The organism is Streptomyces sp. NPDC012637 (assembly GCF_042954805.1).
Lineage (GTDB): Bacteria > Actinomycetota > Actinomycetes > Streptomycetales > Streptomycetaceae > Streptomyces.
Window position 1 is genome coordinate 241,938 of sequence record NZ_JBIBDS010000004.1, and the last position, 15,620, is coordinate 257,557.

The following is a 15,620-nucleotide window of genomic DNA, read 5'->3' on the forward strand; positions in this document are numbered from 1 at the left end:
ACCACCTTGGTGGTGCCGGGCCCTCTCGTACAACAGCGCTTATTCGGCTCAGCAGCGCTTACTTCAGCTTGGTGCCGGCCGAGCGCAGCGCCACGCACGCCTCGGAGACGCGCTTGGCCATGCCGGCCTCGGCGAGCTTGCCCCAGGTGCGCGGGTCGTAGGTGGACTTCTTGCCGACCTCGCCGTCGACCTTCAGGACACCGTCGTAGTTCTTGAACATGTGGTCCGCCACCGGACGCGTGAAGGCGTACTGCGTGTCGGTGTCGAGGTTCATCTTCACCACGCCGTTCTCGATGGCGGTGGCGATCTCCTCGGCGGTCGAGCCGGAGCCGCCGTGGAAGACGAAGTCGAACGGGGAGGCCTTGCCGAACTTCTCGGCGACGCCCGCCTGGAGGTCCTTGAGCAGCTCGGGGCGGAGCACGACGTTGCCCGGCTTGTAGACGCCGTGGACGTTGCCGAAGGAGGCGGCCAGCAGGTAGCGGCCCTTCTCACCCAGGCCCAGGGCCTCGGCGGTGCGGAGGGCGTCGTCGACGGAGGTGTACAGCTCGTCGTTGATCTCGTGGCTGACGCCGTCCTCCTCGCCACCGGTCGGGGTGATCTCGACCTCGAGGATGATCTTGGCGGCGGCGGCCTTGGCGAGCAGCTCCTGGCCGATGGCCAGGTTGTCGGCGAGGGTCTCGGCGGAGCCGTCCCACATGTGCGACTGGAACAGCGGGTTGCGACCGGCCTTGACGCGCTCGGCGGAGATGTCGAGCAGCGGACGGACGTAGCCGTCCAGCTTGTCCTTGGGGCAGTGGTCGGTGTGCAGCGCGACCGTGATGTCGTACTTCGCCGCGACGATGTGCGCGAACTCGGCCAGGGCGACGGCGCCCGTGACCATGTCCTTGCTGTACTGGCCGCCCAGGAACTCGGCGCCACCGGTCGAGATCTGGATGATGCCGTCGCTCTCGGCCTCCGCGAAGCCGCGCAGGGCGGCGTGGAGCGTCTGCGACGAGGTGACGTTGATGGCCGGGTAGGCGAACTTGCCTGCCTTCGCCCGGTCGAGCATCTCGTTGTAGACCTCGGGGGTTGCGATGGGCATTCGTCCGCTCCTTGTGATGTGCGGGTGTGTGCGTTGCTGTCCCTGACCTGGGGGGCGACGTCATCGTCGCCCCCATCCTTCCAGACTCTTGTGCGGGCTCCCACAGGCCCGGCACGACGAAGGGCGGGGTGTTTCACGTGAAACACCCCGCCCTTCGGAAAAACAGCAGGTCAGAACCATTTTGGGGTGGGTCCCGGGACCTAGGTCACGACTTCGAGGCGATGCTTCCGGTTAGCCCGACACGCCGTTGCCTCGTGACGTCGCCCCGTCGTGACGCCGTCAGGCCCTCCCACCGTCAGGCCTCCCACCGTCAGGCCGTCAGGCCAGGCCGAGCTCGTCGAGCGCGTACGCGTAGAGGTACGGCACCCCGGCGGTCGTGCTGATCTTCTCGCCGGCGCCGGTGGCCCGGTCGACGATCGTCGCGACGGCCACGACCTCGGCGCCCGCCGCGCGCGCCGCCTCGACGGCGGTCAGCGGCGAGCCGCCCGTCGTCGAGGTGTCCTCGACGATCAGGACCCGGCGGCCCTTGATGTCCGGGCCCTCGACCTGGCGCTGCATGCCGTGCGCCTTGGCGGCCTTGCGGACCACGAAGGCGTCCAGGCGCTCGCCGCGCCCGGCGGAGGCGTGCAGCATCGAGGTCGCGACCGGGTCGGCGCCCAGGGTCAGACCGCCGACCGCGTCGAACTCCAGGTCCTTGGTCAGTTCGAGCATGACCTGGCCGACGAGCGGCGCGGCCGCGCCGTCGAGCGTGATCCGGCGCAGATCGACGTAGTAGTCGGCCTCAAGACCCGAGGAGAGGGTCACCTTGCCGTGCACCACGGCCTTGTCCTTGATCTGCTGGAGCAGCTCAGCGCGTACGTCAGTCATGCTCACGAGCTTAAAGCCGCCCGGTCACAGGCCGCGCCAGTGCCAGGTGGTCGCGGCCTCCAGGGGGTCGATCGGGGTGACCAGGCGCGGGTGGGTGTTGAGGCCGTTCGGGGGGCCGGTCTGCGGCTCGACGCAGATGGCGTCCGCGGGCTCGTCGTAGATCACGACCCACTCGGCCCGGCTGGTGACGCGCAGCTCCAGCTGCCCCGGCCAGGTGAGGGTGACGTCGACGCCGTCCGGCATGCCGAAGCAGTCGTCCCAGGGCCGGGGCAGGGGGTCGATCCGGCGGCCGGTGGGAAGGTGGTTCTCGCCGCGCTCCTCCTGCCAGGCGGGGTGGAAGCCGAGCTCGGCCTCCTGTCCGCCGAGCTTCTTCGGGAACCAGGGATGCCAGCCCACCTGCGCCGGGAAGGAGTCCGCGTCCGTCTCGACGCCCAGCCGGAGGGTCAGGGAGTCCTCGGTCAGCTCGAAGGTCTGGGTGACCTTGCCGGCGTACGGCCAGGGGTCGGCCAGCTCGGTGACGAAGGCCGCCGTCCTGTCCGTGACGTGGGCCGTCTTCCACGGGACGTCCCGGACCGTGCCGTGCAGAGCGTGCGGAGCCGAGTGCTCGCTGACGGGGAGCTGGTGGACCTCACCCCCGTTGCGGAAGCGGCCGTTCTCGGTCCGGCCCGCCCACGGCGCCATCACGAAGCAGCCGTGGCGCGCTCCCTGGAGCAGCAGTTCGGTGCCCCCGATGCGGAGGCTGCCGATCCGGCAGCCGTGCTCCGGATCGATGGTCAACTCGGCGTCACCGGCCGTCAGTCGCGTCAGATTGCTCACGTCACGAGCCTAGGCCGTTTCTTCCGGATCAGGGCCGGATAAGGCCGCCACGGACCCCGCCAAGATCCGGAAGAGACGGCCTGGGTGTGCTGTCCGGCGGATCGGGGCCGGACCGGTCGCGGCGCGGTGGTCAGCGGCGGCGGCGCATCACGCGGGTCACGACGACGGCGGACGCGAGGGCGAGCGCCGCCGCGGGCGCGATCCAGCGCAGGGTCGCGGAGGTGCTGGAGGCCTCGGCGGCCGGGACCGGCGCGTAACGTCCGCGCGGCGGGGCGTGGTCGACCTCCTCCGCGCTGCGGCCGATCATGGTCCGCCGGGCGTGCGCGGCCTCGGCCGGCTGTGGGGCGCCGGTGAAGTCGCCGGTCCCGGACCGGGTCCCGTCCGCCGCCTCCCCGTCCGCCTCGACGTCCTCGCCGTCGATGTCGCCGGCCCCGCCGCCGTCGATGTCCTCGTCGGCCCGCGGGTCCAGGGACGGGGGCGGCACCGGCGTGTCGAAGACCGAGGAACGGCCGGGCTCCTCCACGCCGTCGTCCACGCCGTCGTCGTCGCTGTCCGGCTCCGCCCCGCCGGCCGCGCGCTCCGCCTCGGCCGCCGCGGCCGCCTCCGCTGCCGCCTCGTCCGCCGCGACCTCCGCCTCGACGTCCGCGACGGCGGACAGCGCCTCCGCGAAGCGGTCGAGCAGCCGGGTGCCCGCCGCGATCCTGGCCTCCGCGTCGGCTTCGGCGAGCCGGCCGGCAGCCGTGACCGCGCCGCTGAAGCCGATCGTGGTGCCCTCGGCCACCGGGGTGAGCGCGAGGGTCAGCGCGAGCGCCGCCGTGCCCTTGCCGCGCGCCTCGATGCCCTCGCCCTCGACGGAGAAGCGGCCGCCGTGCTCGGCGATCCGCAGGGCGCCCCGGTAGGTGATGGTGTTGCCACCGACGCGGATCTTCAGCCGGCCCGCGAGCGGACCGGTCTCCCCGTCGGCGTCCTGCTGGAACCCGGGGACGCAGCGCGCGAGCAGGGCGGGGTCCGTCAGCGTGGCGCGCAGGACCTCGGCCGGGACCGGGACGAACACCTCATGCTCCATGGAAGCCGAGCCTACTCAGGCCCGGGCCGCCCGTCGCCTGTTTGCGCCCGGGCCGCGCTCCCGCTCACCGCGCGCCACTCCTCTGGTGCCCCCCACCTCACCGCGCGCGCCGCGCCTCCGTGCGCCCCGCCTCACCGCGCGGCCCTCCTCCTCGTGCATCCCGCCTCCCGTGCACCTCGCCTCACCGCGCGCGCCGCGTCTCCGTGCGCCCTGCATCTCCGTGCGGCCCTCCTCCTCGTGCATCCCGCCTCCCGTGCGCCCCGCCTCACCGCGCGCGCCGCGTCTCCGTGCGCCCTGCATCTCCGTGCGGCCCTCCTCCTCGTGCATCCCGCCTCCCGTGCACCTCGCCTCTCCGTGATCCCGCCTCCCCGGTGCCGCTCAGTAGCGCGGGTGCACGAGCGTCGAGGGCGGCAGTCCCGCCCCCGCTCCCGTACGGCTGCGCTCCACGCGGCTCCCGCCTTCGGTCAGGACGCCGGGGGTCAGCGAGCGGAGCCGGGGCGCCGCGTCGTCGAGGCCCAGCACGGGCGGGCGGCCGCCGGGCGCGGCCAGCAGGAAGCCCCACTCCCCCTCGTCGGGCGCGGCGCCGGTGGAGCGGCCCGCCCGGTCGGGCCCGTCGGTCAGCCCGGAGGTGCGGCCGCCCGTCCCGTACGGCCGGGTGGCGAAGCCCGCCGCGCGAAGGGTCGCGTCGACCGTCCAGTACGTACGGGGGCGGGCGGCGGCCGATCCGGCGTGCACCACGAGCCGCCCGCCGTCGGCGAGCGCGCCGGCGGCGAGCCCGTAGAACTCCTCCGAGTAGAGCTTGGCGCTGGGGGTGATCCCGGGGTCGGGGAGGTCGGAGATCACCACGTCGTACCGTTCCTGCACGGGCCGGGAGGAGCGCAGCCAGGTGAAGGCGTCGCCGTAGGCGACGGTCACGCGCGGGTCGCGGAAGGAGTGCCCGTTGAGCGCGGCGAGGTCCGGGTCGGTGCGGGCGAGCCGGACGACCCCGGGGTCGAGCTCGACGACGGTGACCGCGTGGACGTCCGGGTAGCGCAGCACCTCGCGGGCGGCGAGCCCGTCGCCGCCGCCGAGGACCAGCACGCGCGCGTGCGGGCCGTTCATCGCCGGGTGCACCAGGGCCTCGTGGTACCGGTACTCGTCCTGGCCGCCGACCCTGAGCCGGCCGTTCAGGAACAGGTCGGGCGGGCCGCCGCGCTCACCGGCGACGACCACCTCCTGGAGCTCGGTGTGGACGGCGACCCGGACGCTGTCGCCGTACACCGCGCGGCGCGCCGCCTGCTCGAAGTCGTCGACGAGCACGGTCGCGGTGGCGAGGACGGCGAGCACGGCGACGTTGACGCCGATGAGCAGGGTCCGCGCGCGGGCCGTCAGGTCGTGCCGGAACAGCCACAGCACGAGGCCGCCGCCCGCCACCGCGTTCACGGCGCCGGTGACCAGCGCGCCGGTCAGCTGGCCGAGCCAGGGCAGCAGCAGGAAGGGGAAGGCGAGTCCGCCGACGAGCGCGCCGACGTAGTCGGCGGCGAACAGGTCGGCGACGGTCCCGGCGGCGTCCTGCGCCTCACGCCGCCCATCGCCGCCCCGGCCCTCGGCCCCGCCCCGACCGTCGGCCCCCTCGTCGCTCCAGCCCTCGCCCCCACCCTCGGGCCCGCCGTCGCTCCGGCCCTCCGCCCCGCCGCCCGCACCGGGCCCGCCCTGCCCGCGGGCCGACTCCGCGCGCTGGATGAGCGACATGAGCAGCGGGATCTCCGCGCCGATCAGCACACCGATGGCCAGTGAGAAGGCCACCAGCACGTACCGCGACTCGCCGAGCCAGGCGAAGGCCGCGTACAGCACCATCGCCGAACAGCCGCCGATCAGCGCCAGACCGCCCTCGACCAGTCCGAAGCCGACCGCCGCGCGGCAGCGCAGCCTTTTGGCGAGCAGCGAGCCGATGCCCATCGCGAAGACCATGACGGACAGCACGACGGAGGCCTGGGTGACCGAGTCGCCGATCAAGTAGGAGGCGAGCGCCACCAGTTCGAGCTCGTAGACCAGTCCGCAGGCGGCGCACACGAAGACCACCGCCAGGACCGGGTACCGGACCGCGCCCGGCCGCACGGGCAACCGCGCCGCCCGCTTGGGAGGCAGGGGCATGGTCACGGGCGGGTCGATCATGTTCGTAACGCTACGTCACACACGTATCGCCGCCTGTCACCCACACGAGTGCACCTGAGGCATGTGTACGGCGCGTCAGAGCGAAGCGGGCATACGGGCCCCGATCTGTGTCCGGGTCACCACCAACTGCCCTTCCTGCGGGTACGCGTGCCAGGTGCGCCACCGCACCTGGCCCTCGTGGCGCTGCGCCAGCATCGCCGTGAAGGCGTGCGGCGAGCCGGGGAAGGTCCCCGCGAGGCCGTGCGGATGGTCGGCGACGAGTGCGAGCAACTCCTGGGCGCGGCCCGCGAACGAGCCCTGGGTGAGGGTCTCGACGCGCGCCGCGAACTCGTACTCCCACTCGCCGACCCGCTTGGACACGCCCAGCGGCAGCGGGGTGCTGCTGCCGGGCATGCAGGCGACGGTCTCCGAGCAACTACGTTCCTCCTCCTCGAGGAGCACCTGGTGGGAGGCGCCGAGCAGCCGCAACTGCAGCTTCGCTCCGGCGAGTTCGAGATCGAGCACGGCGAGCGCGGGCAGCGGGTCGCGCCCCAGCGCCCAGGCTAGGTCGGCCGCGCGGGTATCGGTGTAGGAGGTCTTCAGGGTCGTGAGCATGGATCGGCTCCGCAAACACGGTTTGACGGGTGGGCCGGGGGGCGTCCCGGTGAAGGGTTTCGACCGGGAGTGGGGATCGCCGGCTCGGGTCCACACACGGTCCGAGGGCTGGATGTTCTCGACAGCGAGGGAATCATGAACCGCGGGTAGCTCACAGCGTTTTTACCCAACTTGACGTGGTTTCCATCCCCTCGGGGGCCCCACGGTTCAACTGTTCAGTCGGAATCGATCGCGTGGTTCCCACAATCACCCAACGGGACGGTCACCGAAGGACGTTGCCCCGGCACACCATTCCGTCAGGCCCCCCCGGCCGGACCCACCGGCCGTCACCCCCGGCCGAACCCGTCGACCGTCACCCGTCCGAACCCGCCCGCCGTCGTCAGGCCGAACCCACCGGCCGTCACCCGTCCGAACCCGTCGCCCGGCCGAACCCACCGGCCGTCACCCGTCCGAACCCGCCCGCCGTCGTCAGGCCGCGCCGTCGTCCGGCCGCGCCGTCGTCAGGCCGCGCCGTCGTCCGGTCGCACCGTCGTCCGGCCGCACCGTCACCCGGTCGCCCGCGCTCCTGCCCGGCGCGCCGGCGCTCAGTCGCCGCCGCCACCGCCGCCACAGCCGCCGCCCCCGCACGAGGACGAGCCGCAGGACGAGGAGCCGCAGCCGCCGCCACCCGAATCCCCGCTGCCCCAGCCGCCGCGCCGCCGCCGGCGCCTGCGGGAGCTCCCGCCCGACGCCGCCGAGAAACCGATGATCACCAGGATCACCAGAGCGATGACCACCACGATTTCCATGTCGTCCCCCGTCAGTGAAAGGAGCCCGGTCAGCCCCGTCGGCTGCGCCGGCCCGCTGAGCCCCGTCGGCTCTGCGAGGGGGATGCCCGCCCCGAACCGCGCCCAAAGCGCACTTGAGCAAGTCCAGAGCTTCGCCCGAGGATGGCGGCCATGACACGACCGCTGCTCAACCGACGGCTCGCGGAGTTCGGGACCACGATCTTCGCCGAGATGTCCGCGCTCGCCGCCCGGACCGGTTCGATCAACCTGGGCCAGGGCTTCCCCGACACCGACGGCCCCGAGGAGATCCGCGAGGCCGCCGTCCGCGCGCTGCGCGAAGGCCGCGGCAACCAGTACCCGCCTGGCCCCGGCGTCCCGGAGCTGCGCTCGGCGATCGCCGAGCACCAGCTGCGCCGCTACGGCCTCGCGTACGACCCCGACTCCGAGGTCCTGGTCACCGCCGGCGCCACCGAGGCCATCGCCGCCGCGCTGCTCGCGCTGGTCGAGCCGGGGGACGAGGTGATCGCCCTGGAGCCGTACTACGACTCGTACGCCGCCTGCGTCGCCATGGCCGGCGGCACCCGGGTCCCGGTCACCCTCCGCCCGCACGAGGGCGCCTTCGCGCTCGACCTGGACGAGCTGCGGGCCGCGGTCACCGAGCGGACCCGGCTGATCCTGCTCAACACCCCGCACAACCCCACCGGCACCGTCCTCGGCCGCACCGAGCTGACCGCGATCGCCGAACTCGCCCAGGAGCGCGACCTGCTGGTCGTCACCGACGAGGTGTACGAGCACCTGGTCTTCGACGACGCCGAGCACGTGCCGATCGCGAGCCTGCCTGGGATGCGCGAGCGCACCGTGACCATCGGCTCGGCCGGCAAGACGTACTCCTTCACCGGCTGGAAGGTCGGCTGGATCACCGCCACGCCCGAACTGACCGCCGCGGTCCGCTCGGCGAAGCAGTTCCTCACCTACGTCTCGTCGGGCCCCTTCCAGTACGCGGTCGCCGAGGCCCTCCGGCTGCCCGACTCGTACACCGACGGGCTGCGCGCCGAGCTCCAGGCCAAGCGGGACCTGCTGAGCGAGGGCCTGGCCGCGGCCGGCTTCGGCGTCCACCGCCCGGCCGGGACCTACTTCGTCACGACCGACATCCGCCCGCTCGGCGAGACGGACGGCTTCGCCTTCTGCCGCTCGCTCCCCGGACGGGCGGGCGTGGTCGCCATCCCCAACGCCGTCTTCTACGACCACCGCGAGGAGGGCGCTCCCTTCGTCCGATTCGCGTTCTGCAAGAGGTTCGATGTGCTCGAGGAGGCGGTGGAGCGGCTGAAGGGCCTGACGGCGGGCTGAGCGCCCGTACGCCGGGAGGCACGGATAGGGTCCCCCTCGCCTGATCGAACGATCATGCGCTGTTGCCATGGGGGGTACCCACGCATGTCCGCACCGAAGTCCGGCCCGACCCGCAGATCGACGCTCCTCGCCTTCGCCGGAGTGGCCGCGGGCGGCGCGCTGCCCCTGGCGGCCGCGCCGGCCGCCGCCGCGGCGGACACGCCCCCGGCCCTGCCGTGGGCCGAGCCGTTCGCCCCGAAGGCGCCCGGCGCGCGGATCCCGATGCTGATAGACCCGACCGACCCCTGGCACTTCACCGCGCACCCGGCGGGCGCGCTGACCACTCGTGCGGTCGCCGGCGGTCTGGAGGTCTCGGACGACAGGGGTGTCCTCGCGACCCTCACGACCGGGGCACGGACGGTGACGGTGCGCGGGCCCAGGCGCTGGTTCACCGAGCAGAAGCGGCGGGTAGCGGACGCCTTCGACCGGGACCTGCCGGCCGGCAGCGGCAAGGGCTGGGGCATGTCCCCCAACGGCGGCGCGTGGTGGCCCAACAGCGCGGACGACGCCAACGTCGCGGACTACTTCGTGGCGGGCGGCCGGGGCTCCATCACGCTCTCCGAGACCGGTTCGAGCCGCCACGCCACGCTCTCCGACAAGGAGATCGGCGACGTCCGCGCCCGCGCCCGCTTCTCCTTCACCCAGGTGCCCACCGGCGCGCCCCTCTCGCTCGCCCTCACCTTCTCCCTGTCGGGCCTCGACACCCACTACCGGGCCCGGCTGGTCGTCACCCCCGCCGGGGAGGTCCAGCTCGTCCTGGAGAAGGCCCTGAACAACACCGTGACCGTGCTGAAGGAGGCCGTCACGGTCGGCACCGGCTTCGCGGCCTACGACCACTGGTGGGTGCAGGTCGAGAAGACCGGCAACGTGCTGCGCGCCCGCGCGTGGAAGCACGGCGTGGCCGAGGCGGACCTCCCGGGCTGGTACGCCAGCCTGCGCGACCCCGACCCGGCCACCGCCCTCGGCGCGGGCACCGTCGGCGTCCGGGCCTACGCCGCCACCGGCGCCACGAAGGGCGTGGAGGCCCGGGTCTACGACTTCCTCATCGAGGAGGCCTCGTGGACCGACCCGCCGGTCGTCACCCACGACACCTGGGTACGGGTCCTCCCGGAGCCCTTCGACGGCACCTGGACGCCCGCCGTGGAGCAGCGGGTCCGTGCCTGGGCGGGCGACGGCTCGCCCGACGCGCTGGCCTACGCGGCGATGTTCCTGCCGAACGCGCCCGCCGTCACCGACCCGGCGCAGGGCGGCGCGCAGGTGCTGGGCACGGCCGGCTACAGCGCGCTGGACCCGGTGACCGGGCTGCACGCGGTGGGGGCGGACTTCCACGAGTACCTGGGGGTCGACGACTGGCCCTTCCCGAGCGGCGAGAAGGGCGAGCTGAAGAGCCACGGCCGCTACCTCGACTGCTCGGGCCTGGTCCGGATGGTCTACGGCTACCGGATGGGCGTGCCGATGGGCATCGCGCCGGACGAGCCGGCCCGCCGCTACCTGCCCCGCAAGTCGGTGGACCAGGCCGCCTCCGCGCCGGGTGTGGTGGTCGCCCGGGCGACCGGTGCCGCGCCGGCGCTCGACGGGCTGCGGATCGGCGACGTGCTCTTCTGGGACAACGAGGACGGCGCCGTGTCGCACACCGGCATCTACCTCGGCGCCGACCAGCACGGCGGTCTGCGCTTCGTCTCCAGCCGCAAGACGCCCGACGGTCCCACCATCGGCGACGTCGGCGGGAAGTCGGTCCTCAACGGGTCGCCGAGCGATCTGTACACGGGCAGTCTGCGGGTGATCCGCCGCTTCTGACGGGCGCGCCCCCTCCGTGCCGTGGCTCTGGTCAGGTAAACCGACTTGTCGGGTATAGACCGGTTTTCCGCGTGCACGGAGGTGCCCCCTGTCCGCCGAGACTCTCGACCGAGCGGCGTCCGCCGCCACCCGGGCCCCCGCCCGGCGCGTTCCCCGGTGGCGGGCCTCGCTGCACCGGGCCGCGCCCGCGCTCGGTCTGTTCGCCGCCGCCAGGCTCACCGGAATACTGGTGCTCGCCCTGTGGGCCTGGCGCGTCGGGCGCTCGCCGCGGGCGCTGCTCGCGAAGTCCTGGGACTCGGACTGGTACACCCGGATCGCCGCCCACGGCTACGGGCGCACGCTGTTCTGGCCGGACGGCGCGGTCCAGTCCGACCTGGCGTTCTTCCCGCTCTACCCGGGGCTCGTACGGGCCGTCGCCACCGTCCTGCCCGTCGCCTACGGGACGGCCGGGCTGCTGCTGTCCTGGCTCGCCGCCGGGGCCGCGGCCTGGGGGATCTACCTGGTCTCCGAGCGGCTGTGCGGGCGCCCGGCCGCCGTCTTCACCGTCCTGCTGTGGGGCCTGCTGCCGCACTCGATCGTGCTGTCCATGGCGTACACCGAGCCGCTCATGACCGCGTTCGCGGCCTGGGCGCTGTACGCCCTGCTGACCCGCCGCTGGCTGTGGGCGGGCACCCTCGCGGCGCTCGCGGGCCTCTCCCGGCCCAACGCGGTCGCCATCGCCGCGGCCGTCCTCGCCGCGGCCGGCCTGGAGCTGTGGCGGCGGCGCGGCCGGGTGGCGTGGCCGGTGTGGGCGGGCGCCGCGCTCGCGCCCGTCGGCTGGCTGTCGTACCTGCTCTGGGTCGGTGCCCGGCGCGGCGACCTGCTCGGCGGCTACTTCGCCGTCCAGGACGGCTGGACCTCCCGTTTCGACCTCGGGCGCGGCGCGCTGCGCTTCGTGCGGGGCATGGTGACCGGGCCGACCGAGTTCGGCTACGTGATGGCCCTGGTGATCACCGGGGCGGGCGTGCTGCTGTTCGCGCTGCTGGTGTGCGGGGAGCGGCCGCCGCTGCCGGTGCTCGTCTACACCGCCGTCCTGGTCCTGATCACCGTCGGCGGCTCGGGCTTCTTCGAGTCGAAGCCGCGTTTCCTGCTGCCGGCCTTCCCGCTGCTGCTGCCGCTCGCCCGCGCGATGACGAGAGCCCGGCCGGGCGCCGCGATCGTGGTGATCGCGGGCCTGGCCGGGCTCTCCTTCGCCTACGCGCCCTACGTGCTGACGCTCGCGCGCATGGCCGTGTGAGGCCGGAGGGGCTACTCGGCGGAGTCGCCGGGCTCCTTGTCCTCCGGGGCCTCGAGGCCGAACTGCTCGACGATCCACTTGTCGAACTCGATCGAGGCGCGGACCCAGCTGACGGTGGAGGACACGAAGTGCTCCAGCGACACACCGGTGCCGATCAGCATCTGGGCCTCGCCGATGAGGCGGAGGGTGGCGGAGCCGTCCTCCTCCTCGTGCAGGTGGGTGTAGACCTTGGGCCACAGGGTGCGGCGGTTCCAGTCGTCGATCGCGTCGAGGATCCTGGCGCGGTCGTCCGCGGCGTGCGGGCGGTCGTAGAACGTGCGCACCGAGAAGACCTGCTGCTCGGCCTCGCCGCGGAACATGAAGTACGTGCGGAAGTCCTCCCACGGCGCGGCGAGGTCGCCCTCGTCGTCGACGACGTACTTCAGCTCCATCTGGTCGAGGAGCTGCTTGACGAGGTCCTGGTCGGGAACGACGGGGCCCGCCGGTCCTGAGGCCTGAGGCTGGGGCTGGGCCCCGAAATTCGGAATCGAGGACGGGTCGATGGTCACCGGGTTTTCCCTTCGGTACGGATGCTCGCCATCCTCCCTCATGGCGGGCGGGGGGTGGCAAGTCCCCACGGCGCGATCAGCTGCGGGCTGACATGATCTCGCCCCATGGGGGTCAAGCAGAGGAAGCGTTCGCGCCGCCGGTGGGTCGGGATCACGGTTGGGCTGTTCGTGTTCTGCGGACTGCCGGTGTCGTGCGTGGCCTGGGGCGCGTACTCGTTCTCGGAGGCCGGCAGTCCGCAGCCGGTGGACTGCGGCGAGGCGCTGGCGTACGGGTACGCCGTGCTGCCCGTCAGTACCCGGGACGCGACCTGCACGTACGCGCACTGGCAGGACAGCTACGTCGAGGCGGAGTTCCGGATGCCCGCGGACGAGGTGGCGGGCTGGCTGGAAGCGACCTATCCGGCGGCCACGGTCTCGGAGGGCGGGAGGCGCCTCCATGTCGAGTTCGCCCCCGCCTCCGGGAAGGCGTACGAGGTGGGCGTCACCGTGACGGACGAGGGCGGTGGCACCGCCCACGTCCGTTTCGTCGCCTACGACCACTGACGCCCTGGTCCTACGGGGACTCGGCCCGGCCCACGATCAGGCCGTCCTGGAACCGGTCGACCCGGACCGTGTCACCGTCCCGGACCTCGCCCGACAGGATCTCCTTGGCGAGGCGGTCGCCGATCGCGGTCTGGATCAGCCGGCGCAGCGGCCGGGCGCCGTACGCCGGGTCGTTGCCCTCCTCCGCCAGCCAGGCCAGGGCCTCGGGCGTGACCTCCAGGGTGAGCCGGCGGTCGGCGAGACGGCGGGCCAGGCGGTCGATCTGGAGCCGGGCGATACGGGCCAGCTCGTCCTGTGCCAGTGCCGAGAAGACCACGATCTCGTCGAGCCGGTTCAGGAACTCGGGCTTGAAGCTCGCCCGGACGACCTCCAGGACCTGCTGCCGCTTCTCCTCGCCGCTCGTCAGGGGCTCCATCAGGAACTGGCTGCCGAGGTTCGAGGTGAGGATCAGGATCGTGTTGCGGAAGTCGACCGTGCGGCCCTGGCCGTCGGTGAGCCGGCCGTCGTCGAGGACCTGGAGCAGGATGTCGAAGACCTCCGGGTGGGCCTTCTCCACCTCGTCCAGGAGCACCACGCTGTACGGGCGGCGGCGGACGGCCTCGGTGAGCTGGCCGCCCTCCTCGTAGCCGACGTAGCCGGGAGGCGCACCGACGAGCCGGGCGACGGAGTGCTTCTCCGAGTACTCCGACATGTCGATGCGGACCATGGCCCGCTCGTCGTCGAAGAGGAAGTCGGCGAGCGCCTTGGCGAGCTCGGTCTTGCCGACGCCGGTGGGGCCGAGGAAGAGGAAGGAGCCGGTGGGCCGGTCGGGGTCGGCGATCCCGGCCCGGGTGCGGCGCACCGCGTCCGAGACGGCCCGCACGGCCTCGCTCTGGCCGATCAGGCGGCGGCCCAGCTCGTCCTCCATGCGCAGCAGCTTCTGCGTCTCGCCCTCCAGCAGACGGCCCGCGGGGATGCCGGTCCAGGCGCCGACGACGTCGGCGATGTCGTCCGGTCCGACCTCCTCCTTGACCATCGTGTCTTTCGACGCCTCCTGCTGGGCCTCGGCCTCGCTGGCGGCCGCCAGCTCGCGCTCCAGGGCCGGGATCTCCCCGTAGAGCAGCTTGGACGCGGTGTCGAAGTCGCCGTCGCGCTGGGCGCGCTCGGCACGGCCGCGCAGCTCGTCGAGCCGCTCCTTCAGCTCGCCGACCCGGTTGAGGGACTGCTTCTCCTTCTCCCAGCGGGCGGTGAGGCCGCGCAGCTCCTCCTCGCGGTCGGCGAGGTCGCGGCGCAGCTTGTCCAGGCGCTGCCGGCTGGCCTCGTCGGTCTCCTTGGAGAGGGCGAGCTCCTCCATCCGGAGCCGGTCGACGGTGCGCTGGAGCTCGTCGATCTCGACGGGCGAGGAGTCGATCTCCATGCGCAGCCGGGACGCGGCCTCGTCGACCAGGTCGATGGCCTTGTCGGGCAGGAACCGGGAGGTGATGTAGCGGTCGGAGAGCGTCGCGGCGGCGACGAGCGCGGAGTCGGCGATCTGGACCTTGTGGTGGGCCTCGTAGCGGCCCTTGAGTCCGCGCAGGATGGCGACGGTGTCCTCGACGGACGGCTCGGCGACCAGGACCTGCTGGAAGCGGCGCTCCAGGGCGGGGTCCTTCTCGATCCGCTCGCGGTACTCGTCGAGCGTGGTGGCGCCGACCATGCGCAGCTCGCCGCGGGCCAGCATCGGCTTGAGCATGTTGCCGGCGTCCATGGCGGAGTCGCCGCCGGCGCCCGCGCCGACGACGGTGTGGAGCTCGTCGATGAAGGTGATGATCTGACCGTCGCTCTCCTTGATCTCGGAGAGGACGGTCTTCAGGCGCTCCTCGAACTCGCCGCGGTACTTGGCGCCGGCGACCATCGCGCCGAGGTCGAGGGAGACCAGCCGCTTGTCGCGCAGCGAGAGGGGGACGTCGCCCTTCACGATCCGCTGGGCCAGGCCCTCGACGACGGCGGTCTTGCCGACGCCGGGCTCGCCGATGAGGACGGGGTTGTTCTTGGTGCGGCGGGAGAGGACCTGGACGACGCGCCGGATCTCGTGGTCCCGGCCGATGACCGGGTCGAGCTTGCCCTCGCGGGCGGCGGCCGTGAAGTCGGTGCCGAACTTCTCCAGGGCCTTGTACGAGCCCTCCGGGTCGGCGGTGGTGACGCGGCGGGTGCCGCGGGCCTTCTCGAAGGCGTCCTGGAGCCGGCGGGCCGTGGCGCCCTGCCCGTCGAGCAGCTCGCCGGCCCGGCCGCCCTTGGCGGCGATGCCGATGAGCAGGTGCTCGGTGGACAGGAAGTCGTCGCCCAGCTTCTTCGCGCGCTCGTCGGCGTCGGCGATGACGGCCAGCAGCTCACGGTTGGGCTGCGGGGGCGCGACCGTGGACCCGGTGACGCTCGGCAGCGCGGCGAGCAGCCGCTCGGCGCCGGATCGCACGGCGGCCTGGTCGGCCTCGACGGCGGCGAGCAGATCGGTGATGTTCTCGTTGTCCTGACCCGCGAGCAGGGCGAGCAGAAGGTGCGCGGGGGTCAGATCGGCGTGCCCCTGGGACACGGCGCGGCTGCTCGCCGCATTCAGCGCGTCCCGGCTCCTGTTGGTCAGTTCGGCGTCCACGTGCGGGGTCTCCTCCTCGGATCTACGACTCCTTCTTCATGACTCTTCTAGCGTACACAAAGTTGAGTCCATTCCGCTCAAGGTATCGGCGGCACTTCTTCCCGGAGTAGTTTCCGG

The 15,620-nt window shown here is 73.0% G+C and carries 13 protein-coding genes; 4 read left to right on the top strand and 9 right to left on the bottom strand.

Annotated features, from left to right (window positions below; genetic code table 11):
- Nucleotides 1-58: 58 nt before the first annotated feature.
- The 7 genes from fbaA to ACFY8W_RS18130 form a co-directional block, all read right to left on the bottom strand.
- A complete protein-coding gene (fbaA, locus tag ACFY8W_RS18100; protein WP_391105960.1) occupies nt 59-1,081 on the bottom strand; it encodes a class II fructose-bisphosphate aldolase in 1,023 nt (340 codons plus the stop codon).
- Between the two features lie 318 nt (nt 1,082-1,399).
- On the bottom strand, nt 1,400-1,948 hold the full coding sequence (gene pyrE, locus ACFY8W_RS18105) for an orotate phosphoribosyltransferase (RefSeq protein ID WP_391105962.1): 549 nt from the start codon (nt 1,946-1,948) through the stop codon (nt 1,400-1,402).
- 24 nt (nt 1,949-1,972) lie between these two features.
- Nucleotides 1,973-2,764 (bottom strand): aldose 1-epimerase, encoded by a 792-nt coding sequence (locus ACFY8W_RS18110; RefSeq protein ID WP_391105964.1) that lies wholly within the window; start codon nt 2,762-2,764, stop codon nt 1,973-1,975.
- A gap of 130 nt (nt 2,765-2,894) precedes the next feature.
- Complete coding sequence (locus ACFY8W_RS18115) at nt 2,895-3,830, bottom strand: SRPBCC family protein (RefSeq protein ID WP_391105966.1); 936 nt, start codon at nt 3,828-3,830, stop codon at nt 2,895-2,897.
- Between the two features lie 378 nt (nt 3,831-4,208).
- Nucleotides 4,209-5,984 (bottom strand): spermidine synthase, encoded by a 1,776-nt coding sequence (locus ACFY8W_RS18120; RefSeq protein WP_391105968.1) that lies wholly within the window; start codon nt 5,982-5,984, stop codon nt 4,209-4,211.
- 75 nt (nt 5,985-6,059) lie between these two features.
- The gene (locus ACFY8W_RS18125; protein WP_391105970.1) at nt 6,060-6,578 is read right to left on the bottom strand and encodes a DUF2617 family protein; all 519 of its coding nucleotides are present in this window, start codon (nt 6,576-6,578) and stop codon (nt 6,060-6,062) included.
- 584 nt (nt 6,579-7,162) lie between these two features.
- Nucleotides 7,163-7,366, bottom strand: coding sequence for a hypothetical protein (locus ACFY8W_RS18130; RefSeq protein ID WP_391105972.1), 204 nt, complete (start codon nt 7,364-7,366; stop codon nt 7,163-7,165).
- A 141-nt stretch (nt 7,367-7,507) separates the two neighbouring features.
- Here ACFY8W_RS18130 and ACFY8W_RS18135 point away from each other — a divergent pair, with 141 nt between their 5' ends.
- From ACFY8W_RS18135 to ACFY8W_RS18145, 3 genes are all read left to right on the top strand, one after another.
- Complete coding sequence (locus tag ACFY8W_RS18135) at nt 7,508-8,692, top strand: pyridoxal phosphate-dependent aminotransferase (protein WP_391105974.1); 1,185 nt, start codon at nt 7,508-7,510, stop codon at nt 8,690-8,692.
- An 84-nt stretch (nt 8,693-8,776) separates the two neighbouring features.
- Nucleotides 8,777-10,528, top strand: a complete 1,752-nt coding sequence (locus ACFY8W_RS18140; protein WP_391105976.1) for an NlpC/P60 family protein — start codon at nt 8,777-8,779, stop codon at nt 10,526-10,528.
- Between the two features lie 88 nt (nt 10,529-10,616).
- Nucleotides 10,617-11,804: a hypothetical protein gene (locus tag ACFY8W_RS18145; protein WP_391106847.1), complete on the top strand. Its 1,188-nt coding sequence runs from the start codon at nt 10,617-10,619 to the stop codon at nt 11,802-11,804.
- 11 nt (nt 11,805-11,815) lie between these two features.
- Here ACFY8W_RS18145 and ACFY8W_RS18150 read toward each other — a convergent pair whose 3' ends face one another.
- The gene (locus ACFY8W_RS18150) at nt 11,816-12,352 is read right to left on the bottom strand and encodes a YbjN domain-containing protein (RefSeq protein ID WP_391105978.1); all 537 of its coding nucleotides are present in this window, start codon (nt 12,350-12,352) and stop codon (nt 11,816-11,818) included.
- Between the two features lie 105 nt (nt 12,353-12,457).
- Here ACFY8W_RS18150 and ACFY8W_RS18155 point away from each other — a divergent pair, with 105 nt between their 5' ends.
- Nucleotides 12,458-12,895 (top strand): hypothetical protein, encoded by a 438-nt coding sequence (locus ACFY8W_RS18155; RefSeq protein WP_391105980.1) that lies wholly within the window; start codon nt 12,458-12,460, stop codon nt 12,893-12,895.
- Between the two features lie 10 nt (nt 12,896-12,905).
- On the opposite strand, the gene clpB is transcribed toward ACFY8W_RS18155, so the two are convergent.
- Nucleotides 12,906-15,503, bottom strand: coding sequence for an ATP-dependent chaperone ClpB (gene clpB, locus ACFY8W_RS18160; RefSeq protein WP_391105982.1), 2,598 nt, complete (start codon nt 15,501-15,503; stop codon nt 12,906-12,908).
- Between the last annotated feature and the right edge of the window lie 117 nt (nt 15,504-15,620).

Coding starts and splice junctions, on each gene's coding strand:
- fbaA (WP_391105960.1), bottom strand. CDS start 1,081: ATGCCCATCGCAACCCCCGAGGTCTACAACGAGATGCTCGACCGGGCG.
- pyrE (WP_391105962.1), bottom strand. CDS start 1,948: ATGACTGACGTACGCGCTGAGCTGCTCCAGCAGATCAAGGACAAGGCC.
- ACFY8W_RS18115 (WP_391105966.1), bottom strand. CDS start 3,830: ATGGAGCATGAGGTGTTCGTCCCGGTCCCGGCCGAGGTCCTGCGCGCC.
- ACFY8W_RS18120 (WP_391105968.1), bottom strand. CDS start 5,984: ATGATCGACCCGCCCGTGACCATGCCCCTGCCTCCCAAGCGGGCGGCG.
- ACFY8W_RS18125 (WP_391105970.1), bottom strand. CDS start 6,578: ATGCTCACGACCCTGAAGACCTCCTACACCGATACCCGCGCGGCCGAC.
- ACFY8W_RS18130 (WP_391105972.1), bottom strand. CDS start 7,366: ATGGAAATCGTGGTGGTCATCGCTCTGGTGATCCTGGTGATCATCGGT.
- ACFY8W_RS18135 (WP_391105974.1), top strand. CDS start 7,508: ATGGCGGCCATGACACGACCGCTGCTCAACCGACGGCTCGCGGAGTTC.
- ACFY8W_RS18140 (WP_391105976.1), top strand. CDS start 8,777: ATGTCCGCACCGAAGTCCGGCCCGACCCGCAGATCGACGCTCCTCGCC.
- ACFY8W_RS18155 (WP_391105980.1), top strand. CDS start 12,458: ATGGGGGTCAAGCAGAGGAAGCGTTCGCGCCGCCGGTGGGTCGGGATC.